The organism is New Jersey aster yellows phytoplasma (assembly GCF_002554195.1).
Classification (GTDB): Bacteria; Bacillota_I; Bacilli_A; order Acholeplasmatales; family Acholeplasmataceae; genus Phytoplasma.
The window spans coordinates 1-25069 of record NZ_MAPF01000056.1 but is presented as its reverse complement, the minus strand read 5'-3'; the positions used below and the strand labels follow the sequence as shown (position 1 = coordinate 25069).

Genomic DNA, 25069 nt, shown 5'->3' with positions numbered 1-25069 from the left:
TTAAGCAAACAATACAACATGATACTAATATTATTAGGACCACCAGGAATTGGTAAAGGCACTCAAGCTTCTGTTTTATCATATATTTTAAAAATTAACCACATTTCAACAGGCGATATTTTTCGTAAAAATTTTAAAGAAAATACTGAATTAGGAACTTTAAGTAAAAAATTTATTGCTCAAGGACTTTTAGTTCCTGACGACATCACTAACCAAATGATAGCTGATTACTTGTCTAAGGACATCGCTACTAAAGATTTTTTATTAGACGGTTTTCCCCGCAATGTTTTGCAAGCTCGTTTTTTGGATGATTTTTTTAAAAAATCTCATTTATTTTTAACTAAAGTCATCTATTTTAACGCTGGAACCAAAGATTTAATGAAAAGAATTGCAGGACGCAGAATTTGTCCCGAATGTGGCAAGGTTTATCACATCGAAAAAATTCCTCCCAAAAATCCAGGCATTTGTGACAAAGACCAAAAAACCTTAATTCAAAGAGAAGATGATAAACCAGAAACTTTCCTTAAACGCCTCAAAGTGTTTAATAAAGAAACATTACCATTAGTGCAATATTATTGCGAACAAAACCAACTTTTTGAAGTAGATGGTATGCAAACCATCGACCAAGTTACTAAAATGATTTTAGAAGTTTTAGAAACAGACCGCAAATGATTTCCATTAAAACTCCTCATGAAATTGCTATCATGAAACAAGCAGGAAAAATCATTAATGAAGCCCACAGATTACTTGCTTCCTTTGTTATTCCAGGAATGTCAACTTTTGATCTAGATTTATTAGCTAAGAATTTTTATCAAAAAAAAGGTGTCATTTCTGCCTTTAAAGGTTACAATGGCTTTCCCAAACATATTTGTGCCTCAGTTAATGAAGTGGTAGTTCACGGCATTCCTTCCAAAAAAACCATCCTTAAACAAGGTGATATCATCACCTTAGATTTAGGAATTAACTATCAAGGTTATTATGTTGATTGTGCTTATTCTTATGCTGTAGGAACTGTTTGCCAAACTACTCAAAACTTGCTTTTATTTACTCAAAAAGCCTTATTACAAGGTCTTTTGCAAATTAAACCTCAAAATCATTTTTCTGATATTTCTCATGCCATTGAACTTTTTGCTAAAAAAAATAATTTAGGCATCGTAGAAGAATTTACCGGACATGGTATTGGTACATCTTTACACGAAGAGCCCTATATTCCTAATTTTGGCAAACCACACGAAGGCGAAATACTGCAACCAGGAATGACTTTTTGTGTCGAGCCCATGCTTACTTTAGGAAATCCTGAAATTGCTATTTTGCAAGATAATTGGACTGTAGTTACCATAGATAAAAGTCTAAGTTCTCATTTTGAACACACAGTTTTAGTAACTCCTAAAGGATATGAAATACTTGCATAATATATTTTTCATTTTACCAAATTATATCACAATCACCCCCCCTCGAACCCAGAAATAAAAATTAAAGGAATCACTTTGAATGTCAAAAAACAATTTAAACGAAACTGAATCCAAAATTGAAATCGAAGCTAAAGTTGTTGAATTATTATCAAATGATAAATTTAAAGTAGAGCTTCCAAATAAAAAAACGATTATTGCTTATGTTTCTGGTAAAATACGTATCAACAACATACGCATTTTACCTGGTGATAAAGTAAGAATTGAATTATCACCATACTACCCTACACAAGCACGAATAACTTATCGTTTTAAGTAAGGAGAAAAGTTTATGAAAGTTAGAGCTTCAGTTAAAAAACGCAGCGAAGACGATATCATTGTTCGTCGTAAAGGACGCATTTATGTTATCAATAAAAAAAATCGCAGACACAATCAAAGACAAGGATAAAAGGAGATATTTATGGCGAGAATTGCAGGAATAGATATTCCAAGCGACAAAAGAGTAGTAATTGCACTAACTTATATTTATGGTTTAGGAAATAAATTATCTCATAAAATTTTAAACGAGTTAAAAATTGACCAAAATATTAGAGTTAAAAATTTAACCGAACAGCAATTATCAGCTTTACGTATTGAAATTACTAAATACAATGTAGAAGGTGACCTAAGACGTGAAGTTACTTTAAATATTAAACGTTTAATGGAGATTGGAGCTTACAGAGGACTACGTCATCGTAAAGGATTACCTGTAAGAGGACAAAAAACCAGAAACAACGCTCACACTGTTAAAGGCAAACCTAAAGCAGCAATTGCTGGTAAGAAAAAAATAAAGTTAACTAAAAATAAAAATAATAAAGGAGAAATGCATTGGCAAGAAAAAAAATACCAAACGCAAAGTTAAAAAAAATGTTCCTTTAGGAATTGCACACATCCATACCACCTTTAACAACACCATTGTTACTATCACCGATCTTAACGGTAATGCTGTTACTTGGAGTAGTGCAGGTGCTTTGGGTTTTAAAGGAAGTCGCAAATCAACCCCCTTTGCAGCTCAATTAGCCGCTGAAGCAGTTGCCAAAGCAGCGATGGAACACGGAATGGTTAAAGTAGAAACTTTCATTACAGGACCAGGTCCCGGAAGAGAAGCAGCCATCCGTTCTTTGCAAGCAGCAGGATTAGAAATTACTGCTATTAAAGATGTTACTGCAGTACCACATAATGGTTGTCGACCGCCAAAACCTCCTAGAGGATAATAATCTTGTTCGACATTTTAAGGAGTAATTATGAAAAATCTTAAATTTATTAAACCTTTTTTTGTTGAAGAAATTGATGAAAATCCCATTTCCGGGAAATTCACTATCAAACCTTTAGAAAGAGGATACGGCATTACTGTGGGAAACGCCCTAAGAAGAGTTTTGTTATCTTCTTTGCCTGGTGCTGCTATTGTAAATGTTAAAATTCAAGGAGTAGAACAAGAATTCACTACTATTCCGGGCGTTTATGAAGATGTCATGACAATTATTTTAAATTTAAAAAAAATTGTTTTTGCCGTAGACGACGAATCAGATGATTTTGAAGAAAAATTAGAATTAATCGCTAAAGGACCACAACGCCTAACTGCTGCTTCTTTCGAACTGCCTGCAGGAGTTAAAATCATCAACCCCGATCATTACATTACCACCCTTTCTGATGATGTTTGCTTTCATATGACAGTCACTATTAAAAAAGGCATCGGTTATGTTGGTGCCAAAGAAAATAAAGTTCACATTGAAAATCAAGTAGGCGTTATTGCAATTGACTCTTTATTTACTCCTGTTGTTAATGTTTCTTATCAAGTAGAAAAAAAATTAGGCAATAAAGACGAATTAACTATTGAAATTACCACTAACGGCGCTCTTTTAGCTAAAGAAGCTTTAGCAACTGCAGCTAGCATTTTAGTAGATCATTTCAATGTTTTAGTAGAATTAAGCCAAAAACCTGCTCATGTAGAATTTGTTTCTGAATCTAAAAAAGAAGCCCATAATTACGTGCTAGATTTAGAAATTGAACAATTAGATTTATCTGTAAGACTTTTCAACAGTCTTAAAAGAGCAGGGATTGATACAGTTGCTTCTTTAGTGAAATTAAGTGAAAAAGAAGTTGTCAAACTGAAAAGCCTAGGACGAAAATCTTTCCAAGAATTAAAAGATAAATTTTTAGAATATGGTTTAGAATTCAACGATTACCTCAAAGAAGCTTTGCATCATAGCGTTGAAGAAGACAAAGACAAACATTAAAACTAAAAAACACATTAGAAAATAGAAAGGACAGATAAATTTTATGCCTTTTAGCAAATTAGGACGCAATAAATCTCAAAGAAGAGCTTTGTTAAGAACTTTAATGACTGATTTAATTGTGCAAGAAAAAATTATGACAACTGAATCTAAAGCTAAGGAATTACAAAAATTAGCTGATAAAATGGTTACTTTATCTAAAAAAAATACTTTGCATACTAGACGCCAAGCCAAAAGACATCTTTTTGATGAAAAAATCAACGATGACACTACAGTTTTACAAAAACTATTTAAAAATATCTCCTCTAAATATCTTGATCGTCAAGGTGGATACACTAGAGTTATTAAAACTGTTCCTCGTCGTGGTGATAGTGCTCCAATGGCAATTATCGCTTTTGTTTAACAACAATTAACCGAGCATTTTTAGTTTCTTTCACAAAAAGCTTCAATTATCAAAACCTTCTTATCTTAAGGATTAAGGAGGTTTTTTAATATTAACACCTTTTTCTTCGTTCCTTATTTTACATTTTTAAATTTTTTAAAAATATTTTGTAGTTACACAAGGAGGCATTTTTGCAACACTTTTTTTATAAATTAATTTTAAGCTATGATGGTACTTTTTATTGTGGATATCAAAAACAACCTCAAAAAAAAACCGTGCAACAAACTTTTGAAAAAGCTTTAAAAAAAATGACCCATCAAAACATCCCCACTTTTGCAGCTAGTAGAACCGATAAAGGAGTCCATTCTCAAGGACAAACCCTCCATTTCCAAACCACTTTTTCTCTAAAACCTAAACATTTCCAAAAAACTCTTAATTATCTTTTGCCTCCTGATATTAGAGTTAGACAAATGCATTTTGCCACTCCTAATTTTCATGCTCGTTATTCAGCGAAATCAAAAATTTATCAATATGTTTTTTCTAAAAAACCCCTTAATGCTTTTAACCATCATTTTCAAATTTTTGCTGACAAGTTTGATTTTGTCAAAATCACTAAAGCCCTAAAATTTATCGAAGGCACTCATAATTTTTTTGCTTTTACTAGTGAGACCCAGCCTAAAAATTTTTCTAAAACAATTTTTCAAGCTTCTCTCAAAGAAACTGTACACAAATATATTTTAGTTTTTCATGGTAATGGTTTTTTAAAATATATGATTCGTTTTTTGGTGGGAAGTTTAATTGAAATTGGTAAAAATAAATTTTCTTTGGAACAATTTCAAGCGATGTTATTAGGTAACAAAACTAAAAAAGCCACCCTTTTGGCTCCTGCCAAAGCCTTAGTTTTAAAAAAAATTTTTTATTGATTTTGTGACAATAAATAAAAATACACAAAAAGGAGAATTTATACTAAATGTTTATTTCTTTTGAAGGTTGTGAAGGCACCGGAAAAACCACCCATTCAAGTTATTTATTTGAAAAATTAAGTAAAAAATATTCGTGTGTTTTAACCAAAGAACCTGGTGGTGGTTTATTTAATGAAGTAATTAGAAATATTTTGTTGCATTCTTATAATAAACAAATAGATTTTCACACTGAGGCTTTGTTATTTGCAGCAGATAGAGCAGAACATTTAAGCAAATTAATTATTCCTGCCTTACAACAAAATAAAATAGTTATTTGTGATCGTTATTTGGATTCTACTATAGCTTATCAAGTTTATGCTCGTGGTTTAAGTAAAGATTTTGTTTTAAATATTAATAATTTGGCTTTAAATTATATGCCCAACATTACTTTTTATCTAGATTTAGATCCTAAAATAGGAATTCAAAGAGTCAAACAATTTAGACCTAAAGAAATTAATTCATTTGATTTACAAAAATTATCTTTTCATAAAAAAGTACGCAAAGGTTATCTTGACCTTTATCAAAAAGACCAACAAAAAAGAATTTTTTTAATTGATGCAAGTAAGTCCTTGGAAAAGATTTATAACATCATTGAACAAAAACTCAAAGAAGTCTTCCAAATAGATTTATGAAAAAAATCCAATCTTTGTTAACCAAATTTAATCAAATTATCCAAAATAAAAAACTCGCCCATCTTTATTTAGTTGTTGGATCCACCCTTTCCCAACAAAAAGAATTTGTTTTAGAACTTGCCTATCGCATTTTTTAAACCCCATGACCCTTATCTTTTGTCAAAAGATACCTTACTTAATTCGCAATACCCCAATTTTTATTATTTGACCAAACAAAACCATCTTTTTACCAAAGAACAAATTTTGCAATTTCAAAAAAACTTTTTGAAAACTTCTTTATTCGGAACCCAAAGAATTTATGTAATCGAAGAAATAGAAAAAATAACTACCCAAACTTCCAATAGTTTATTGCATTTTTTTGAAAATCCTTCCAACAACACTATAGGTTTTTTATTAACCAATAATTTAGAAAAAGTTTTACCAACCATAGTTTCTCGCTGTCAAATTATTAATATCTTTGATGCCGTGGATGCAAAAACACAAAATTTAGACCCCAAAGCTAAACCCCAAATAGATGTTTTTGATTTTTACTTAAGCAATTTAATAAATAAAAATCCCGATCAAATGGATTTATTCATTGCCAGCGATTATTATCAAAATTTTAAACAGTTTTTTTTGGATTTTCTTATTCAATTTCCAAAAACAATTTCATTAAAATTAGCGGTTTTTGCCTCTCCTGTGTTTGCAAAACTTACTTCTTTTCCTCATTTTTTAAATGATTTTTTATCAGCGTTATTACATTTTTTTTCTGATGTGTTATATGAAAAAATACCCAAAAACCAGTTACCCATTTATTTTTCCAAAACACAAATTTTAACAAATCCAGAATATCGAAAATATTATCAAACTTTACCCCTTACAACTGCTTTCGATATTTTAAAAATTATTCATCAAATTTACAAAAAACAATATATATTATCTAATCAAGAAAATCTTTTAATGGCTTTGTTAATTCAATTAGAAGCTCAAAGACTTTCATTTTAAATCTTTACAAATTTACAACCCCCCTATATTAAAGCAATATAAAATTTTGTAAACACCAAAACCCAACAAATAAGGTAAAAAAATATGTTATTTCAACAACAAAGTTTTCGCAATGCTAAGCCTATTTTATATTTAGTAGCAACTCCCATAGGTAATTCAGAAGATATCACCTTAAGAGCGCTTTATACTTTAAAAGAAGTTTTTTTAATTTTAGCAGAAGATACTAGAAGAGCCAAAAAACTTTTACACACTTACCAAATCCAAAAACCTCTACTTTCTTATTATGAACACAATCAAACAAGAAGGTTACCTCAAATTTTAGAACTTTTATCACAAGGAAAAAATATCGCCTTAATTAGCGATGCGGGCACTCCTCTTATTAGCGATCCTGGTTTTTCTTTAGTTTGTGAAGTGCAAAAACATGGTTTTAATGTGGTAGCAATCCCAGGAGTATCTGCTTTTTTAACTGCTTTTATGACTTCTGCTATCCCTTCACCTTTTATCTTTTTGGCTTTTTTACCTCGTTTGTCTCAAGCTTTGAAAAAATATTTACTCCAATATAAAAATACCTCCGAAAGCCTTGTTATTTATGAATCTCCTCATAGAATTAAAAAGACTTTACTTTTAATAAACAAATTATATGGTAATAGAAAAATTTCTTTAGCACGTGAACTGACTAAAAAATTTGAAACCATTATCAATGGTAATCTTGACTCTATTTTAGAACTTGATTTAATTAATAAGGGAGAATATGTCATTGTTGTTGCAGGCAATCCCAATCCCAACGAACATTTGCTTGTTCTAAGCATAAACGATCACGTTCTTTTTTACCTCAAATTAGGCTTTAACGAAAAAGAGGCTTTTAGCAAAGTTGCTCAAGAAAGAAACATTACCAAAAAAGAAATTTATCGCCAATACAAAATCAAAAAAAACCAATCTTGATTTGATTTTTCAAACCACATGCAGATTTTTTCTAACAACCCATAATTAAAAATATTTTTTGCCACCATTTATTTAAGGAGTTTTTATGAAAACAACCCAAAAACAAAAACCTAAATTTTTTCTTTCCACAGCGATTGCCTATGCTTCTGGCATTCCACACATTGGCAACGTTTACGAATGCATTTTAGCTGATGCCATTGCTCGTTTTAAACGCCTAGAAGGATTTGATGTTTTTTTTCAAACAGGAACCGATGAACACGGACAAAAAATTGCTGCTAAATCTTTGCAACAAGGTAAAAATCCCCAAGAATATGTAGACCAAATATCTTTGGAAATAAAAAGAATTTATGATTTAATGCAAGTAAGTTATGATAAATTTGTCAAAACTACCAACCCTAACCATAAACAAACAGTTCAAGCCATCTTTGACAAGTTATGGAAAAAAGGAGATATTTATTTAGGAAAATATCAAGGACTTTATTCAGTTTCTGAAGAATCTTATGTGGCTCCCAAAGATTTAATTGATGGAAAAACTTCTAATGGTGAAATTCCTATTTTAATCAGTGAAGAAACTTATTTTTTTAAGATTTCCAAATACCAATCCCATTTATTGAAATATTTAGAAAACAACCCCTCCTTGATTAAACCTGATGCCCAAAGAAAAGAGCTGTTAAATTTATTAAAAGAACCATTATCAGATTTGTCTGTTTCTAGAACTTCTTTTAAGTGGGGCATTCGCGTTCCTTTTGATCCCAAACACGTGATTTATGTTTGGATTGATGCTCTAAGCAATTATCTAACCGGACTAGGCTACAATCCTACATCTGAAAATAGCCAGTTTAATCGATATTGGCCCTGCGATATGCATGTCATTGGTAAAGATATTTTAAGGTTTCATCTCATTTACTGGCCTATTTTATTGATGGCACTTGAAATTTCGCTGCCCAAACAGTTTTTAACCCATCCATGGATTTTATTTGATAAAAATAAAATGTCTAAATCTAAAGGTAACGTTTTGTACGTTGATGATTTGTTAAAGCATTTTCCGGTGGATTCCATTCGTTATTTTGTTCTATCAGAAATTCCTTATGCTCAAGATGGTAATATCACTTATGAATTGTTAGTAGAAAGGCACAATAGTGATCTAGCTAATGTTTTGGGAAACTTAGTTCATAGAGTTTTTGGGATGATAAAAATTTATCGTCAAAATAATTTATCTAAAACTTTAATTACATCTAATTTAGACCCTAAATTTGATTTATCCAAACAAACTTTAGCAACTCTTCCTTCAGTTCGTCTCAAAATGCAAGATTACAAAGTGGGAGATGCCCTTAAAAAAATTATTAATTTGGCTCGTTTTGCTAATAAATACATTGATTTAGTAGAGCCTTGGAATTTATTTAAAAATCCTGAAAAACAACAACTATTAGACCACACACTATATTCTTTGGTAGAAGCTTTAAGGTTTTTAGGGGTTTTATTACAACCTTTTTTACCTCAAACAGCTAATAAAATTTTAACTCAACTCAAAGCCTCGGATATTACTTTTAAAAGCTTAGATACTTTCGGGATTCTTCCAAGTCAAAAATTAGACAATTATCATATTTTATTTAATCGCTTGGAAATTGATGAGATTTTGCCTATATAATTAAATTATTAACACACAATAATTTTATTTATTTTAATGAGTTTGGACTTAATTTATTTTGATGCTTCTTTTTTTTATATTATTACATTTATATGTTCACATTTAATAATAGATTCATAATTAATTTAATTTCTCGAAGAATGGTTATGGCTACAATAATTATATTTTTTTAAAAAAGAACTTTTAAGCAGTAGTCAAAATTCACAAAGGAATTATATTATTATCACAGTCCTCCAGGAACAGGAAAAAACCTTGCTTGCAAAGTACTGGCGGGCGAATCAGATGCGTCCTTTTATGCTTTTATTTTTACTGATTTTTTGCAAAGAATTCGTGGGGATGGTGCTAAAAAAAGTAAGATATTTGTTTGGAAAAATAAAAACCCATAAAACAAGCATTATTTTTTATTGATGAAATTGATTCTTTTGTTATTGATAGAAACGATTTTAGCCAACAAGAAAAAGGAAACAACATCAAATGGATGGTATTTAAATCCGGAGATAATGAAAATACTTTCATTGTGATAGTTGCTACTAACAGAGTAGAAGCTCTAGACTATGCCTTGCTTCGTCCAGGACGTTTTAATTATGTAGTTAATATTTTACTACCTGACCTTAAATCACAAAAAGCTATTTTAGAATTATTTGCTAAAGGCAAAAATATAGCTGATGCTGCAAGCAGAAAAAAAAGAAAAAGAAATTATTGCTACTAATGAAGCTGCTAAAATAATTATCAGCTAAGTCAAAAACACTCTTTTTTTAAGTTCAGTTTCTTTGATTCCACACTCTTCGGATAAAATTATTTACTTTATTTTCCAAAGAACAAAATCCTAATATTTTATTAAAAGAAACTTTAATCTAAGAAATTATCGTTTTTTTAGCAGGAAAAGCTGCTAAATAAGTGATTTGCGAAATAATTATTGATAAAGCTTGTTCTGATTTTGTTGAGGCTTTTCACAAATCCCAAGAACTAACACGTTTTTTTAGTTACAATTCGATATCGGTTAATTATAAAGAAGATTTAAAAAGAGATATTTTAAAAAAATGTTTTTATTATTCCAAAACTTTAGTGAAATTAAACTAACCTTTAATCAAAGAATCAAAGAATTTTTACAAAGCAAACAAATAAAAGATATGAAAGAAATTAAAATTTAACCATTCAAACCTGCAACGTAACCACTTTTTATTGCAAACTAAAACCCATTTCGCAAAACATTTTGTAACAAAAAATAGCTTCTCTTAAATACAAAGTTTTTGTTATCCAAGAAGAAAAATATTTTGATTGTATAAAATTATTAATTAAAATAATCCTTTCCTTTGTCTTCATTTGCGTTTTTGCTTTATGTTTGCATCAATATTAAACGCATTATAAAACAATTCTCAAACGAACAAAGTTCCAAAAAAAATATGATGCATAAAAAAATCATTTTTTCATTTTTTAAAAAATTAAAATAACTAAAACATATCCTTATTAATTAACATTTTTTTAAATTATAATAAATTGGTGTATGCCAAAATCCAAATACCAAAAAAACAAAAGGAGTTTTAAATATGATGAGTAATTTAATGAATTATCAAGGACAAGATTTTGAGACCATAACTGCTACCCCACAATTGGTAGTTGTTGATTTTTTTGCTACATGGTGCCCTCCATGTCAAAGATTATTGCCTGTTTTGGAAGAAGTTTGCACTTTAGAACAAGACATTCTTTTTTACAAAGTAGACGTTGATTTTTTTAGACAATTAGCATTAGAAAAAGACGTTTCTGGGTTCCCCACCCTTATTTTGTACAAAAATAAAAAAGAATTAGCAAGACATAGCGGATTTCTAAATAAAGAAGACTTGCTTAAATTTTTACATTCTTATAAATAATTTTACCACAAAACGAAAGCAAAATCAAACGTTATGAACGGTTTTTTTTAGTCAACAAGCCAGAAAAGATGACATCACATGATGTAGTTTTTCAAATTAAAAAAAATTTCATTTTGACAAAGTAGGACACACAGGAACGCTTGATCCTTTAGCCTCAGGACTTTTAATTGTTTGTGTGGGTAAAGCCACTAAACTGGCTTTTTTGTTCGATAAACTTTCAAAAACTTATCAAGGAACCTTTCTTTTTAATAAACATTATGATACTTTGGATGTGAAAGGTAAATTGTTGGATACTAAAAATATCCCTTTAAATGATTTTGCTATCCAAACAAGTTTTGCATCTTTTCATCAAAAAAAGTATTGGCAAATACCTCCTATGTTTTCAGCAGTCAAAATTAAAGGTCAAAAAATGTATCGTTTAGCACGCCAAAATCAAGTTGTAGATATACCTCCAAGAGAAGTTTTTATTCATCATTTTGAAAAAAAATCTTTGTTTTGTCACGACCAAGTAGATTTTTTGGTACATGTTTCCAAAGGAACTTATATTAGAAGTCTTGCTCGTGATCTAGCTTTGCAATTAAATACTTATGGAGCTCTTCTTCGTTTGCAAAGAACTGCAATTGGCACTCATTTATTACAAAATGCTAAAACTATTGAAAATTTAGAACTCAATGATTTGATTTTGGATAGTATTTTTTTTGCTTCTTATGATGAACTTATTTTAAATGATTATTTAATTAAGTTAGTAAAAAACGGCACTTATTTAGACCAAAGACAAATAATTACCCAAAAACCTTTTATAGTTAAAGATAGTAATAAAAATTTTGTTGCTTATTATGATATCTTGGATGAAAATAAATACTATCCGCGTTATTTTTTTTAATCCACAATATTTTTAACTATTAGAAAACAAAAAACATTTTTTAACAATATTTTAATAATGCGTTTTAAATACGCAAATACAAAATCAAACAAGGAAGAATTGGAAAATAATGCAAAGATTACAAAAAGTTTTGGCTTATGCAAACGTCGCATCTAGAAGAAAAGCAGAAATTTTAATTTTGGAAAAACGCATTAAAGTCAATGGCAAAATTATTTCTGAATTAGGAACCAAAGTATCTTCCAGCGACATTATAACTTTGGATGACAAACCGATCACCAAAGCCACTTATTCTTATTTTTTGCTCAACAAGCCTAATGGATTTCTTTCCACTGCCAAAGATAAAAAAAATCGCCCTACTGTTTTGGATTTAATTGAAGAAGCAAGTATACAAAGATTATATCCGATAGGGCGCCTTGATTTTAATACTACAGGGCTTCTTTTAATTACTAATGACGGCGATCTTACTCAAAAATTAACCCATCCTTCCTTTTGTATTCCTAAAGAATATCATGTTAAAATTAATGCTTGTTTGCAAAAAAAAGACCTTTCCACATTCTGCAAAGGAATTATCATTGATAAAAAATATTTGGCTGTTTGTAAAGAAATTGATATTTTGAAAATTTCTTATATGCCTAAACCTTCTACTTGGTTAAAGCTGGTAATAACTGAAGGAAAAAACAGGCAAGTTCGCAAAATGATGCAAGCTTTAGGATATCAAGTTTTAAAGTTAAAGCGTTATCGTTATTCTTTTTTAACTATTGAAAATCTCACAATAGGTGCTTATCGCCCTTTAAAAATTCATGAAATTAAAAAATTAAAAACCTTAACTACTCAAATACCTAATTAATTTTAAGTAAATTTAAGATCGCTATAAGGAGTTAGTTATATATGCATATGCGAAGTTTTAAAATCGCCATTGATGGTCCGGCAGGGTCGGGCAAAAGTACTATTAGTAAAAAGTTGTCCCAAAAATTAGGTTGGAATCACATTGATACCGGAGCAATGTTTCGGGCGCTAACTTTATATTTGTTAGAAAATGAAGTTTCATGGCATAATGAAAAAAGCCTTAATCAAATTTTAGACAAAATCAATCTTTCTTATTCTTGTAATAAAATTTTTCTTAATCAAGAAGATGTTTCTTTAAAAATTAAGTCTTTGGATGTCGAAAAACATGTCTCTTCTGTAGCTTTGATTCCTGGTGTAAGAACTAAATTATTGAAATTGCAAAAAGAAATTTGCGCCAATACTCCTAATTTAATTATGGATGGAAGAGATATTGGAACAGTTGTAATGCCAGATGCTAATTTAAAAATTTTTCTTACTGCTAACATTACTAAAAGAGCTTTGAGAAAACAACAAGAAGATGCCCAAAACGGCAAAATCACAGATATTACTCAAATTATGAAACAACTCAAGGAACGCGATCATAAAGACTATCATCGCCATCTTGCACCCTTGTCTAAAGCTTTAGATGCCATTTTGCTAGATACTACCGAATTATCAATTGATGAATTAATTGCCAAAATTACTACCTTAATTGAAAAAAAAAGGAGAGCTTAAATGTCTTTTAAAATTGCTATTGTGGGTCGTCCTAATGTCGGCAAATCAAGTTTGTTTAACCGCATTATTGGAAAAAGACACGCTATTACTCATCAAAAAAAAGGCATTACTCGGGACCGTATTTATGCTACTGCCCATTGGCTTACTAAAACATTTGGCGTTATTGATACGGGTGGTATCGAAATTAAATCAACTCCCTTTTTGGAACAAATTAAAATACAAGCCCAACTTGCAGTTGATGAAGCTGATGTAATTGTTTTTGTAGTTGACGGTCAAATAGGACTTACTCAAAATGATAGTTATTTAGCTAAACTTTTGTATAAAACAAAAAAACCAGTTATTTTGGCAGTCAATAAAATTGACAACCACAATTTATTATTCAATACTTATGAATTTTATGCTCTTGGATTCGATACTCCTTTTGCAATTAGTACTCAACATGGCGTTGGTATAGGTGATTTGTTAGATAAAATTGTTTTTCTTTTGCGTGATGCTTCTTTAACTTCTGATTCTTCCTTTTTAGAAGCACTTCCAACAGATAAATCTTTGCAAAGTTCGCTTTTTGAATCGAATTATGAAATCCCAGAAAAACAACTGTTAGAACCAGAACAAAAACAAAACCAAGAAAAAGAAGAAAACAAAATTATTAAATTTTGTGTTGTGGGACGCCCCAATGTTGGCAAATCAACTCTTACTAATTCTCTTTTAGCATCCCAAAGAATGATTGTCTCTGATATGGCAGGAACTACCACCGATGCTGTTGATACTTTTTTTGAAAATGATGGGCAAAAATACCAAATTATTGATACTGCAGGTATTAAAAAAAGAGGTAAAATTTATGAACAAGAAGACAAATACAGCTTTTTGCGTGCTTTAGGTGCTTTGGAAAAAGCAGATATTGCTTGTTTAGTTCTAGATGCTAAAGAAGGTATTTTAGAACAAGATAAAAATATTGCAGGGTTTATTTTAGAAAATTACAAAGCTTGCATTATTATTGTCAATAAATGGGATTTGTTAGAAAAAGATACAAATACCCTAAAGAACTTTGAGCAAAAAATTCGTCAAGAATTTGTTTTTTTATCTTATGCGCCTGTTATTTTCTTATCAGCTTTGAAAAAAAGTCGTCTTACTCAAATTTTTGCTATTTTAAAACGAGTTTTTAACAATTATAAAAGTCAGTTTAGTACTAGTCTTTTAAACGATATTTTGCAAGAAGCAACTCTTATTACACCCCCCACTTTCTTTAATCAAAAAAAAGCTAAGTTTCAATATATTTTTCAAACTAAAACTAAAGCTCCTGAATTTCTTTGTTTTGTTAATGACCCTAAATATATTCATTTTTCTTATGAAAGATTTTTAAAAAATCAATTTAGAAAAAACCTTGATTTAGAAGGAACGCCCCTTAAAATTATTTTTCATAAAAAAAGTCTAATTTTTAAAACTATTTTGAACCCCCCTCCCACCTTCTTTTTGCATTTTATTTGAAAGTATTTTATTATTTGTTCTTACTTTGTGATTTAATTATAAGTGGTTGAAGAAAATTCAACCTTATTTTTAATTATCAAAAAACCTTTTTTCTTTTTTCTATAATTTTTTTCATTACTCTTTTTGCTATTTTGATTAAAAGAAAGAAGCTATATTTTATGAAAATTACTATTATTGGCAGTGGTGCTTGGGGATCTACTTTGGCACAAGTTTTAACTGATAACAACAATCAAGTTTTACTCTATGACACCAACCTTTCTTATGTGGAAAAAATAAATCAAGGAAAACACCCTATTTTTAATACTCCGTTATTAAATGTCAAAGCAGTTTCTTGCCTTAAACAAACCCTTGAATATTCTGATTTGATAGTTTTGGCAGTTCCTATGAAATTCATGCGTCATCTTCTAAAAAAAATTACCCTTATGTTAACTAATCCTAAATCGTTTGTCAATGTTTCCAAAGGCATTGAACCTTTAACTTTTTTGCGTGTTTCTGAAATTGTCAAACAAGTTATTCCTGCTCCTCTTTTAGCTAATTTTGCTTCCTTAATGGGCCCATCGCATGCCGAAGAAGTTATTTTGCGTAAATTAACTCTGCTGACTGCAGCTTCTTCCAATCCCGTTTTTTCCTTGGAAATTCAAAAATTATTTTCTTGCCCTAATTATTTGAAAGTATATACTTCTTCTGATTTGGTAGGAAATGAAATTTGCAGTGCTTTTAAAAATATTTTAGCCCTCATTAATGGTATTTTAGTAGCCAAGGACTTTGGAATTAATTCTCAAGCAGCTTTGATGAGCCGTGGTATTTTAGAAATGTCGAGGTTAGTTACTTTTTATCAAGGAAACCCCCAAACTGTTTTGGGACTTCCAGGATTAGGTGATTTAATTGTGACTGCTTTTAGCAAATATTCCAGAAATTTTAATGCTGGCGCCAAAATTGCTGCAGGAATTCCTTATCAACAAATTATTGACTCTTCTTTGCAAACCGTCGAAGGATTCCAAACTCTTAATGCTTTTTATCAATTGCAATTAAAACATAATTTAGATCTTCCCATTATTCAAGCCTCTTATCAATTAATTTTTGAATCCAAACCTTTTGACACTGTTTTTGCAACTTTAATTCAAAGACCTTACAAAAGCGAATTCTAAATTATTTTTTACCATTCAATTTTGCAAACGTCCCCGAAACCAATCAAGAATAAAACGAAAATAATTGCAAATGATTGTTGGTTTTCGCTTGTAAATTATTTTTTTTGATGTTATAATAAGTACGTAAATAAAAAGAAAAGGAGGCAAAAAATGAACAAATTAAAATTTTTAAGAAAATTAGCTGAAAAAAATGGTATTACTAAAAAAGAAGCTAATAAATTTCTTAATAACTTTATTGAACTTATTTATCAAACTTTTGAAGAAACCGAAGAATATAAAAAAGTTACTTTAACAGGTTTTGGCACCTTTGGAGCAAAATACAGAAATGCTCGCGAAGGAAAAAATCCAAGAACTGGTAAAACTATTTACATTCCAGCTAAAAAGGTTCCTACTTTCAAATTTAGCAAAACTTTTAAAGATCTTTTTATTGAATAAAATCTTTATTATTAATTTTTTTAATATTTTAAAATAAAAAACAAACTAGTTAGTTTGTTTTTTTATTTACAATTTTTGATAAAGTGAACCGATAAGGAAGTAGGTTAGTGATTTTGCAACCCATAGCTAAAAATTATTTAATAGGAACTCGCGCCAAAGTTCAAAACGAAACCCAAATAGCGGTTATTACTCGCATTGATTATCAAAGGGGTTTTATTTACTTGTTATTTAAAAGAATGAGAGAAGAAAAATATCCTTTTCCTCAATCCTTAAATCAAAACATTATTCAACCTATTGTTTCTAAAAATCAATCTCATCAGCAATAATTTATCATTAATTCAGTTTATAATTTATTTCCATTATCCATTATTTTAATTGCATTTTTGAATATTTAAATGTTAAACCAAAAAGGAACAATATGAAAAGAAAATTAAGATTTAAAAAAATTGTTTTAATAAATTATTTTAAAAAGACCAATGTTGTTTTTCTTTTTTTAATGTTGTCTATTTGTACTTTAATGCTTGTTTTTTTTCATGATTTTAAAGAATGTGTTAATAAAGGACAAAGTTATTGGCAATATAAGTACAAAGCTCCTACTTTTATGCCTGAAATTGATTTTGAATCCACAGGAAAAGAAGACAACATTTTAGATTACGAATACGGTTATTATCCTGGACACCACACTTTTATCAAAACATTTTGGTATTTTACCCATCAAGTTAATTTATTTTTATTAATTGTTTATGCTTTATTTTTTACCAAATTAAGACAAAAAAAATGTTATCATTATTTAGTTTTTGCATGTTTAGTTAGTGCTTTGATGACAGGTTTAATTTTTCACACTTTAATTGATAAAGGTAGACATTTTTATGAACCTAAATTTAGTCTTTCTTTTTTTCTTTCTCATTTGCATCACACCTTATCTCCCTTATGTTATCTATATTTTTATTTTAAAGTCAATTCTTATGCTATTCCTTATAAAAAAATGTGGATAGCTTTTATTCATCCCTTGCTTTATATGACCTTTTTTAGTTTATTTGGCTTTTTTTCTATGCAAGATTATTTTCAAGATCTGCAAAAAGATAAACCAATTATAATTTCAGAAAAACAAGCAGCTAAAAGAGATCCTTTTAAAATGTTTCCTTATGTTTTCTTTTCTCCTTTTAAACAAAAATTAAATAATCCTGCAAATGCCAAAAAGTTAGAAGATAATGAAAATCGTCATCATAAACGTTATCGTTTTGTTTATTCAGGTTATGAATTTGTTTGTTTGGTCTTTTCTTGCCTTTTTGTCTTTACAGTTTTGATGACTTATACTCTTTTATGGATTAAAAAACGTTTACTTAATAAAAAAACTACTACTAATTATAAAAAAACTAAATAATAATAATTTTAAAAACTCTTTATTATTTATCAAAAAATTTGATATAATAGTACTATATTGCTTAATTAGTTAGGAGAAAATTAACATGCGTGATTTAGTAAAATTAGTTTGCACAGAGTGCAAAAGAGAAAATTATCATACTGATAAAAATAAAAAAAAGACTCCAGGACGTTTAGAATTAAAAAAATACTGTCCTTTTTCTAGAACTAACACTCTACATAGAGAAAAAAAATAAAACAATTTTTTGCCTTCTTTTTTTAATATTAATTTTTTTAATATTAAACATTTTTACGTTTGCTTTATGAACTTATTTGCTCCTTTCTATCTTAAAAAGGGGAAAACGTTTTTTTATGTTTTTGCAAAATAGAAATAATTTCATACTAAAAATTAAACCAAACGACGCTATTCTTTTTTATTCTGGAAAAGCAATTACTAAGAGTTGTGGTCAAGCTTTTCCTTTTGAATTCGATCATAATTTTTATTATTCGACAGGAATTAACTAACCAAAAACCATTTTATTTTTGGTAAAAACACATAATTTATCTCATACTTTTTTATTTTTAGAATAAAATGACCCTATTAAAACCTTGTGGGATGTAGATATTTTGAGTTTTTCTGATTTTTCTTCGATATCTCAAAGGTGTTTCTTTTATTGATTCTTTAGAGGGTTTTTATTTTGGCCTATCCAAAAAAACCTTAGACCAAAAAGCAAGTTAGGCTTTAGAATATTATCAAAAAATTGCTTCTTTATAACCTTTTTAAAAATTTATAATATCTCTAGATATCAATCATCAAATCCTTAATTATTTTAAAAAATTAAAAACTGTAATGTGTGGATATCAAATAGCCTCTCTTTTCCATTATTTTTGGAAAATAACCAAACTTAAAAAACCTTTGAAATCATTGCTGCTTAAGGAGAAAATACGTTAATTTTGCATTATAATAAACCTAAATGCCAATTAAAAACCCAATGACCTTTTTATTATTTGATATTGATGTTACTTATAATAATTTTATTACTCTTATATTGCTCGTTGTTATTTTTATAAGCGGACAATTTAGTTCTTAAAGCTAATAAAGAAATCATTGCTTGGGATAAACCGCATCACACTTTTGCGCAATTAAACTGATGTGGTAAAGATATTTTATTTTACAAGGATTAAAAGAACTGTATTTACTTAAATAAGACGAAAAAATCCATCAATATTGCTATCACGACTTATGACATCATTTAAGATTAGATATTCATGACGTTTGCAATTATATATGTGTTATATGAACAAAACAGCGCAATTAATGCCTAACCAGGTCTATATTAAAAGATTTTTAGGGTTTGGGGCAATAATTTAAGACAACCTTTTAATCATTTTAATCACTCAAGAAGGAGCTCTTAATTTATCAAAACATATCCCTAAAGAAGTCAAAGACATTTGTCACTCATTAATTTAATTACAAACAAATCGCATTAAAGCGATGTTTGGCCCTGTAGCCAAGTGGTAAGGCATGGCTCTGCAAAAGCTTGATCAACGGTTCAAATCCGTTCAGGGCCTCCATTTTTTTAATACACTTTTTTTGATATTTTTTAACAAATTGCAATTACTATTTTTTCATCAAACCTCCTTTTATTTTTACTTTTTATATTTGTTTATATTCATCTATTTATTATTTTTTATATAATTTAGGAGTAGTACTCAAGTGGCTATAAGAGGCGTCCCTGCTAAGGACGTAGTCCGAGAAATCGGTTCAAGGGTTCGAATCCCTTCTACTCCGCCATTTTAAATTTATTTTTTTTATCCTTTCTTTTTTAATAGATATTTGACATTTTTTAATCAATAAAAAACTTTTGTCCCCCCTTTTTTTATTACGGATTGCCAAATTCTAATTCCACCTACAATTATTTCTTTTCGTTTCCAAACTACAACAACATTATTATAAATTGAAATAAAAGAATTGTTATATTCTTTAAAAAATAAATATTTTCAAAAGACCTCCATTTACAAACCATCATTATACTTTTAAATATTTATTTTTTATTATTTTTTCATGTTATAATATTTTTGCTTATAGTTTGTTTTTTAAAAACCAACAAAAATCATACATTTAATTTAAATATTTATAATATATTATAACTAAACAAAGGTAATTAAAAATGAAGACAATGAAACGAGTTAAAACAGTTGCTACTCGCTTATCTGATTTTGGAAAATGGTATACAGATATTTGTCTCAAAGCTGAATTAATAGCTTATTCTGAGGCAAAAGGGTTTATTATATATCTTCCTTATGGTTATGCTTTGTGGGAAAATATTCAAAAACATCTTAATTGTACTTTGCAAAAAACAGGGCATCAAAATGTTTATTTTCCGTTAGTTTTTCCAGAAAAACTATTTCACAAAGAAAAAGAACATATTCAAGGATTTTCTCCAGAAGCAGCAATGATAACAACTACAGGCAAAAAAACTTATCCGAAAAACTAGTAATTCGTCCTACTTCAGAGATTTTATTTTCGCAATATTATTCTAAAACAATCACTTCTTATCGTGATTTACCTAAGTTATATAATCAATGGTGCAATGTGGTTCGTTGGGAAAAAACAACTAAACCTTTTTTAAGAGGTAAAGAGTTTTTGTGGCAAGAAGGACACACTGTGCATGCCACCGAACAAGAAGCGATGCAACAAACTTTATCCATCCTTGATATTTATCAAAAGTTAGGTAAAGACCTTTTAGCTCTTCCTTTTGTGTGTGGCAAAAAAACCGAAACAGAAAAATTTGCTGGAGCCCTAATCACTTATTCTATCGAAGCGTTAATGCATGACGGACAAGCTCTTCAAGCAGGGACTTCTCATTACTTAGGTATTATTTTTGCTAAATCGTTTCAAATACAATTTCAAGATTGCGACAATCAAAAAAAATATGCCCATCAAACATCTTGGGGTGTTTCTACACGTTTAATTGGAGCTTTAATTATGGTTCACAGCGATGATGAAGGACTAGTTCTGCCGCCTTATGTTGCTCCTATGCAAATTGTAATTATTCCTTTGCAAACTCAAGATGAGTCGGTAAAACAAGTATCCGAAAATCTTTTTTCCATCCTTCAAAAAAACTATCGCGTTCATCTTGATCTACAAGACAAAACTGCTGGTTGGAAATTTAGTCAATATGAGCTTAAAGGTGTTCCTTTACGTATAGAAATTGGTAAACGTGGTTTAGAAAATGATGAAGTTACTATTTTTCAAAGATATAACTTCGCCAAACAAAATATCAAAATTAAAGATTTTCCATCTCAAATCCCGCAATTATTTGAAACCATGCACAACAACATGTATCAAAAAGCACTGCAACATTTAGAACAAAATCGCAAACAAGCTACTACTTATGAAGAATTTAAAACTTACCTCAAACAAGGCGGTTATGTAGCGATGAGCATTTCAGGAACTGATGCCGAATTGCAAATTAAACAAGAAACAGGAGCTACTGCAAGAGTTATTTTAGAAACTAATTTAATTACTGCTAATTGCCCTGTTACTAACAAAAAAGCCCTTCAAACTGTTTTATTTGCTAGAGCTTATTAAAAATCATTTATCCAAATGTTTTCTTTCTTTTTATAAATATTTTAATTTTTACATTTTTTACCCCCCACAACCACTACTTTTTAATTATTCAAAACTTTTAGACTTGACATTTCATATTAAAAAAGCTATAATTAGGAAAGTGTGTTAAATAGAAAAGAGGTTTTTTTATGAAACGAACATATCAACCTAGCAAAATCAAAAGAAAAAGAACTCATGGTTTTAGAGCTAGAATGTCAACTGTTGGAGGATGCAAAGTTCTTGCTAGAAGAAGAGCTAAAGGACGTTTGCAAATAACAGTTTAAAATAAAACTAACTTGATTTTGATTATATTCAAACCAAAAATAAACACCGCTTTTTCGGTGTTTTTTTGATAAATTTCTTTTTATTGTTATTGCGCCATTAATAATTATGGAATTTATATTTTTTAAAATGGTTAATTGATGTTTTGAATATAAAAGTTAAGAATTTTAGGATCATTAATAAGATGAAAAGAAAATATATTCTTAAAAAAGAAAACGAAATCACCCCTGTTTTTAAATCTAAAAAAAGATACGGAAACTCTTTTTTTATTATTTATTATGTCAAACAAACTACCTTTCCTCATTTTAAATTTGCTTTAAGTGTTGGCAAAAAATATGGAAAAGCCCACGAAAGAAATTTAATCAAACGTCGTTTAAGAGCGATTATTAGTAGTTTTTCTCCTTGCCTTAACCCCAAAATGTTTTTTGTTATTGTTATTAAAGCTCCAGCCAAAACCCTAACTTTTAAACAATTAAAAACTTTCTTTTTTCAATTCGCTACCAAAACTCGCATATTACTTTCAAATAACTAAAATAAGGAGTTAATTAAAATGGATGTTAGAAATCATTCTTCAAAAAATTTTTTTTATTTTTAACAATTTTTCTATTCGGGTTATTTTTTTGGCTCCTTACTCCTCCAAAGCCTGAAAAAATAGAAGTTTTAGACAAAGTTGTTGTTTTTAAAAATAGCGAAAAACATAAAAAATATTTTGATCCTGTTGATTCTTCTAAGCTATTATCTGATTATGCTGATATTTTTGTAGTTTATGTCATCAATGACAAAAAGAAAGAAATTCAAATATCTACGCAAGACGAATTTAAAGGCATGTTAGCTAAAAAAAAAGAAGCAAAATATTTTTTTAGTTTAATAAAAAAACCAGATCCTAAATTAAAAGATGAATTTAATTTTTCTAAATTAGATAATAAAGAAGAATATTTTTTAACTTTTAAAACTGATAAAGAAACAACCGAATTCAAAAATAAATTAATGAAGGATTTTTTAACAGTTGCTGCAGGCACTAATGATGATTATATTGAAAACAATAAATATCAAAAAAAAGAATTAAGAGACGCATTAGAGTTTCAAAAAATTGATTCGTCTAATAAACTTATTTCGGTTTCTTTAGAAAATATAAAATTAGAAGATGATTATGCAGAAAATATCAAAAACACTTCAAATAATGTTTTATCTAAAATTAATGTTAGATTTAATAATGGCCGTTTAATGCCTAGAAAACTTTTTATAACCAATTTTTCAGTGCCAATTCAATTTACTTCTAGGCTGGAATGGAGTCTCTTTGGTTATTTTTGGAATATTTTAATAATTTCAATTGGTTCTTTTTTATATTTTTTCTCAACTTTCTTAGTTTATGGTGCTTCTGGTATGTTTTTTGGAAACTTAGGATTAGGAATCGTTTTGGCTACCGTTTTCATCCGTACTTTAACTTGGCCTATTTATACTAAAACAAGTACTTTGAGTATGAATATGAGCTTAATTCAGTCCGAAATTGAAAAAGTAAAGCAAAAATATGCTATCAAAAAAGATCTTGCTTCTGCTCAAAAAATGCAGTTAGAAATTTTAAAAGTTTATCGCAAAAATAATTTTTCTTTTTGGGGTTTTTTGCTATCTTTCTTACAACTTCCCTTATTTATTGCAATTAATCAAACCCTAAGTCGTTTTATTATTCCTGGAGGTATTTTTGCAACTGATAAATTAATTGAAAAGCCCTTTTTAGGATTAATTAATTTAAAACCTTCTAATCCCAACAACGCTTTTGTTATCTTTTTGCTTTCTTTTTTAGTTGGAGCAACGATGTTTATTTTGAATAAAATTAGTTTTAAAAAACCAGATTATTTAAAAACTCCTTCTTATCATTTGACTTCAGAACAAAAACAAAAAGCTAAACAATCAGAAAAAAGCATTAAAATTATGAGTGTTTTTATGATTTTAATGATGGTGTTTTTCTCGCGTTCTAACCCAATATTGTCTTTATATTGGATTGTTGGGAATACCTATACTATTTTCCAAACTTTGCTCACTAGAAAAAAAATACAAAAAAAATATTTTGCATTAAAACAAAACAATTTATAAAAACTTTTGTCTTCATTGATGCTTCCAACAAGTCAAAAAAACAAACTAAGTAAAAAAACAAATAATATCTTTATATTTTTTCATATTTAGTTAAGATAATTTTTTTTACAAAATAAAAAATATTTATTTGTAAAAAAACTATTTTAAACGCCATTATCCAACCCCAAATTCCTATCAAAAATGACAACCCAAATTAAAAATTTTAAAAAAAACAAAAAAGCTTGCTTTTCATTTTTATATGTGCTATAATATCTAAGGTAAATAAATTTGAAATTGTTAAGCAATTTAGGAGGGATAGCGAAGCGGCTAAACGCAGCAGTCTGTAAAACTGTTCCGTAAGGTACGGTGGTTCGAATCCACCTCCCTTCACCATTAATTTTTTTAATCTTTGAAAACTGAAGATGATAATTAACGAATATTTTCAATTATTTTTTTAACACCTTAAAATTGACACCAAAAAGCAATTTTTGATGAATCAATTTTGTAACATACGAAGAGTTTGATCCTGGCTCAGGATTAACGCTGGCGGCGTGCCTAATACATGCAAGTCGAACGGAAGTTTAATCAATTAAACTTTAGTGGCGAACGGGTGAGTAACGCGTAAGCAATCTACCCCTAAGACGAGGATAACAGTTGGAAACGACTGCTAAGACTGGATAGTAGACAAGAAGGCATCTTCTTGTTTTTAAAAGACCTATTAATAGGTATGCTTAGGGAGGAGCTTGCGTCACATTAGTTAGTTGGTGGGGTAAAGGCCTACCAAGACTATGATGTGTAGCCGGGCTGAGAGGTTGAACGGCCACATTGGGACTGAGACACGGCCCAAACTCCTACGGGAGGCAGCAGTAGGGAATTTTCGGCAATGGAGGAAACTCTGACCGAGCAACGCCGCGTGAACGATGAAGTATTTCGGTACGTAAAGTTCTTTTATTAGGGAAGAATAAATGATGGAAAAATCATTCTGACGGTACCTAATGAATAAGCCCCGGCTAACTATGTGCCAGCAGCCGCGGTAATACATAGGGGGCAAGCGTTATCCGGAATTATTGGGCGTAAAGGGTGCGTAGGCTGTTAAATAAGTTTATGGTCTAAGTGCAATGCTCAACATTG

The 25069-nt window shown here is 29.3% G+C and carries 27 protein-coding genes, 3 tRNA genes, 1 rRNA gene and 4 pseudogenes; all 35 read left to right on the top strand.

The features are described 5' to 3' along the window. Window positions 1-18 precede the first annotated feature (18 nt). Complete coding sequence (locus tag BBA70_RS02640) at window positions 19-672, top strand: adenylate kinase (RefSeq protein WP_011412780.1); 654 nt, start codon at window positions 19-21, stop codon at window positions 670-672. Beyond that, a complete protein-coding gene (gene map / locus BBA70_RS02635; protein WP_011412779.1) occupies window positions 669-1412 on the top strand; it encodes a type I methionyl aminopeptidase in 744 nt (247 codons plus the stop codon). Before BBA70_RS02640 ends, map begins: the two co-directional genes overlap by 4 nt. Before the next feature lie 79 nt (window positions 1413-1491). Next, window positions 1492-1728: a translation initiation factor IF-1 gene (gene infA / locus BBA70_RS02630; RefSeq protein WP_011412778.1), complete on the top strand. Its 237-nt coding sequence runs from the start codon at window positions 1492-1494 to the stop codon at window positions 1726-1728. Window positions 1729-1740: 12 nt separating this feature from the next. After that, window positions 1741-1857, top strand: a complete 117-nt coding sequence (gene rpmJ, locus BBA70_RS02625) for a 50S ribosomal protein L36 (RefSeq protein ID WP_011160599.1) — start codon at window positions 1741-1743, stop codon at window positions 1855-1857. A 12-nt stretch (window positions 1858-1869) separates the two neighbouring features. Further along, window positions 1870-2235, top strand: a pseudogene (rpsM, locus tag BBA70_RS02620) (30S ribosomal protein S13); the annotation flags it as partial. A gap of 40 nt (window positions 2236-2275) precedes the next feature. Continuing rightward, window positions 2276-2662, top strand: a complete 387-nt coding sequence (gene rpsK / locus BBA70_RS02615) for a 30S ribosomal protein S11 (RefSeq protein ID WP_252861610.1) — start codon at window positions 2276-2278, stop codon at window positions 2660-2662. Window positions 2663-2692: 30 nt separating this feature from the next. Continuing rightward, window positions 2693-3685 carry a DNA-directed RNA polymerase subunit alpha gene (locus BBA70_RS02610; protein ID WP_011412775.1) on the top strand — a complete coding sequence of 331 codons (993 nt, stop codon included), beginning with the start codon at window positions 2693-2695 and terminating at the stop codon, window positions 3683-3685. A gap of 43 nt (window positions 3686-3728) precedes the next feature. Beyond that, complete coding sequence (rplQ, locus tag BBA70_RS02605) at window positions 3729-4085, top strand: 50S ribosomal protein L17 (RefSeq protein WP_011412774.1); 357 nt, start codon at window positions 3729-3731, stop codon at window positions 4083-4085. 170 nt (window positions 4086-4255) lie between these two features. After that, complete coding sequence (gene truA / locus BBA70_RS02600; protein ID WP_011412773.1) at window positions 4256-4987, top strand: tRNA pseudouridine(38-40) synthase TruA; 732 nt, start codon at window positions 4256-4258, stop codon at window positions 4985-4987. 47 nt (window positions 4988-5034) lie between these two features. After that, the gene (tmk, locus tag BBA70_RS02595; RefSeq protein WP_011412772.1) at window positions 5035-5658 is read left to right on the top strand and encodes a dTMP kinase; all 624 of its coding nucleotides are present in this window, start codon (window positions 5035-5037) and stop codon (window positions 5656-5658) included. Continuing rightward, window positions 5655-5795, top strand: a complete 141-nt coding sequence (locus BBA70_RS02590) for a hypothetical protein (protein ID WP_252861604.1) — start codon at window positions 5655-5657, stop codon at window positions 5793-5795. The genes tmk and BBA70_RS02590 overlap by 4 nt, the downstream gene beginning before the upstream one ends. A 19-nt stretch (window positions 5796-5814) precedes the next feature. Continuing rightward, window positions 5815-6642, top strand: a complete 828-nt coding sequence (locus tag BBA70_RS02585; RefSeq protein ID WP_252861603.1) for a DNA polymerase III subunit — start codon at window positions 5815-5817, stop codon at window positions 6640-6642. A gap of 84 nt (window positions 6643-6726) precedes the next feature. Beyond that, window positions 6727-7584, top strand: coding sequence for a 16S rRNA (cytidine(1402)-2'-O)-methyltransferase (gene rsmI, locus BBA70_RS02580; protein ID WP_011412770.1), 858 nt, complete (start codon window positions 6727-6729; stop codon window positions 7582-7584). 85 nt (window positions 7585-7669) lie between these two features. After that, the gene (gene metG / locus BBA70_RS02575) at window positions 7670-9232 is read left to right on the top strand and encodes a methionine--tRNA ligase (RefSeq protein WP_011412769.1); all 1563 of its coding nucleotides are present in this window, start codon (window positions 7670-7672) and stop codon (window positions 9230-9232) included. A 233-nt stretch (window positions 9233-9465) separates the two neighbouring features. Then, window positions 9466-9618, top strand: a pseudogene (locus BBA70_RS03980) (hypothetical protein); the annotation flags it as partial. Then, window positions 9615-9941 carry an AAA family ATPase gene (locus tag BBA70_RS02570; protein ID WP_308495569.1) on the top strand — a complete coding sequence of 109 codons (327 nt, stop codon included), beginning with the start codon at window positions 9615-9617 and terminating at the stop codon, window positions 9939-9941. The pseudogene BBA70_RS03980 and the gene BBA70_RS02570, both read left to right, overlap by 4 nt. An 838-nt stretch (window positions 9942-10779) precedes the next feature. Further along, window positions 10780-11100: a thioredoxin family protein gene (locus BBA70_RS02565; RefSeq protein WP_011412765.1), complete on the top strand. Its 321-nt coding sequence runs from the start codon at window positions 10780-10782 to the stop codon at window positions 11098-11100. Window positions 11101-11168: 68 nt separating this feature from the next. Continuing rightward, window positions 11169-11983: pseudogene (gene truB, locus BBA70_RS02560) on the top strand (tRNA pseudouridine(55) synthase TruB). A 109-nt stretch (window positions 11984-12092) separates the two neighbouring features. Then, a complete protein-coding gene (locus BBA70_RS02555; RefSeq protein ID WP_011412763.1) occupies window positions 12093-12830 on the top strand; it encodes a pseudouridine synthase in 738 nt (245 codons plus the stop codon). 47 nt (window positions 12831-12877) lie between these two features. Next, on the top strand, window positions 12878-13543 hold the full coding sequence (gene cmk, locus BBA70_RS02550) for a (d)CMP kinase (RefSeq protein ID WP_041640024.1): 666 nt from the start codon (window positions 12878-12880) through the stop codon (window positions 13541-13543). Continuing rightward, complete coding sequence (gene der / locus BBA70_RS02545) at window positions 13544-15028, top strand: ribosome biogenesis GTPase Der (RefSeq protein WP_252861602.1); 1485 nt, start codon at window positions 13544-13546, stop codon at window positions 15026-15028. 158 nt (window positions 15029-15186) lie between these two features. Next, complete coding sequence (locus BBA70_RS02540) at window positions 15187-16176, top strand: NAD(P)H-dependent glycerol-3-phosphate dehydrogenase (protein WP_041639883.1); 990 nt, start codon at window positions 15187-15189, stop codon at window positions 16174-16176. A 150-nt stretch (window positions 16177-16326) separates the two neighbouring features. Beyond that, window positions 16327-16611, top strand: a complete 285-nt coding sequence (locus tag BBA70_RS02535; RefSeq protein WP_252861601.1) for an HU family DNA-binding protein — start codon at window positions 16327-16329, stop codon at window positions 16609-16611. 107 nt (window positions 16612-16718) lie between these two features. Next, complete coding sequence (locus tag BBA70_RS02530; RefSeq protein ID WP_252861600.1) at window positions 16719-16937, top strand: hypothetical protein; 219 nt, start codon at window positions 16719-16721, stop codon at window positions 16935-16937. A 92-nt stretch (window positions 16938-17029) separates the two neighbouring features. Next, entirely contained in the window at window positions 17030-17995 is a 966-nt protein-coding gene (locus BBA70_RS02525) for a hypothetical protein (RefSeq protein WP_011412757.1), read from the top strand. Window positions 17996-18080: 85 nt separating this feature from the next. Then, entirely contained in the window at window positions 18081-18230 is a 150-nt protein-coding gene (rpmG, locus tag BBA70_RS02520; protein ID WP_011412756.1) for a 50S ribosomal protein L33, read from the top strand. A gap of 115 nt (window positions 18231-18345) precedes the next feature. Beyond that, window positions 18346-18498 (top strand): aminopeptidase P N-terminal domain-containing protein, encoded by a 153-nt coding sequence (locus BBA70_RS03975; protein WP_238374404.1) that lies wholly within the window; start codon window positions 18346-18348, stop codon window positions 18496-18498. A gap of 976 nt (window positions 18499-19474) precedes the next feature. Continuing rightward, window positions 19475-19548: transfer RNA gene (locus tag BBA70_RS02515), tRNA-Cys, on the top strand. Between the two features lie 128 nt (window positions 19549-19676). Further along, a tRNA-Ser gene (locus tag BBA70_RS02510) sits at window positions 19677-19768 on the top strand. A gap of 376 nt (window positions 19769-20144) precedes the next feature. After that, window positions 20145-21568: pseudogene (gene proS / locus BBA70_RS02505) on the top strand (proline--tRNA ligase). 167 nt (window positions 21569-21735) lie between these two features. Further along, window positions 21736-21870 carry a 50S ribosomal protein L34 gene (gene rpmH, locus BBA70_RS02500; RefSeq protein ID WP_011412754.1) on the top strand — a complete coding sequence of 45 codons (135 nt, stop codon included), beginning with the start codon at window positions 21736-21738 and terminating at the stop codon, window positions 21868-21870. Window positions 21871-22052: 182 nt separating this feature from the next. Further along, window positions 22053-22400: a ribonuclease P protein component gene (gene rnpA / locus BBA70_RS02495; RefSeq protein ID WP_252861599.1), complete on the top strand. Its 348-nt coding sequence runs from the start codon at window positions 22053-22055 to the stop codon at window positions 22398-22400. Between the two features lie 293 nt (window positions 22401-22693). Then, window positions 22694-23959, top strand: a complete 1266-nt coding sequence (locus BBA70_RS02490) for a YidC/Oxa1 family membrane protein insertase (protein ID WP_252861598.1) — start codon at window positions 22694-22696, stop codon at window positions 23957-23959. 288 nt (window positions 23960-24247) lie between these two features. Next, window positions 24248-24331, top strand: a tRNA-Tyr gene (locus BBA70_RS02485). A 115-nt stretch (window positions 24332-24446) separates the two neighbouring features. Continuing rightward, window positions 24447-25069 (top strand): 16S ribosomal RNA (locus tag BBA70_RS02480); the annotation flags it as partial.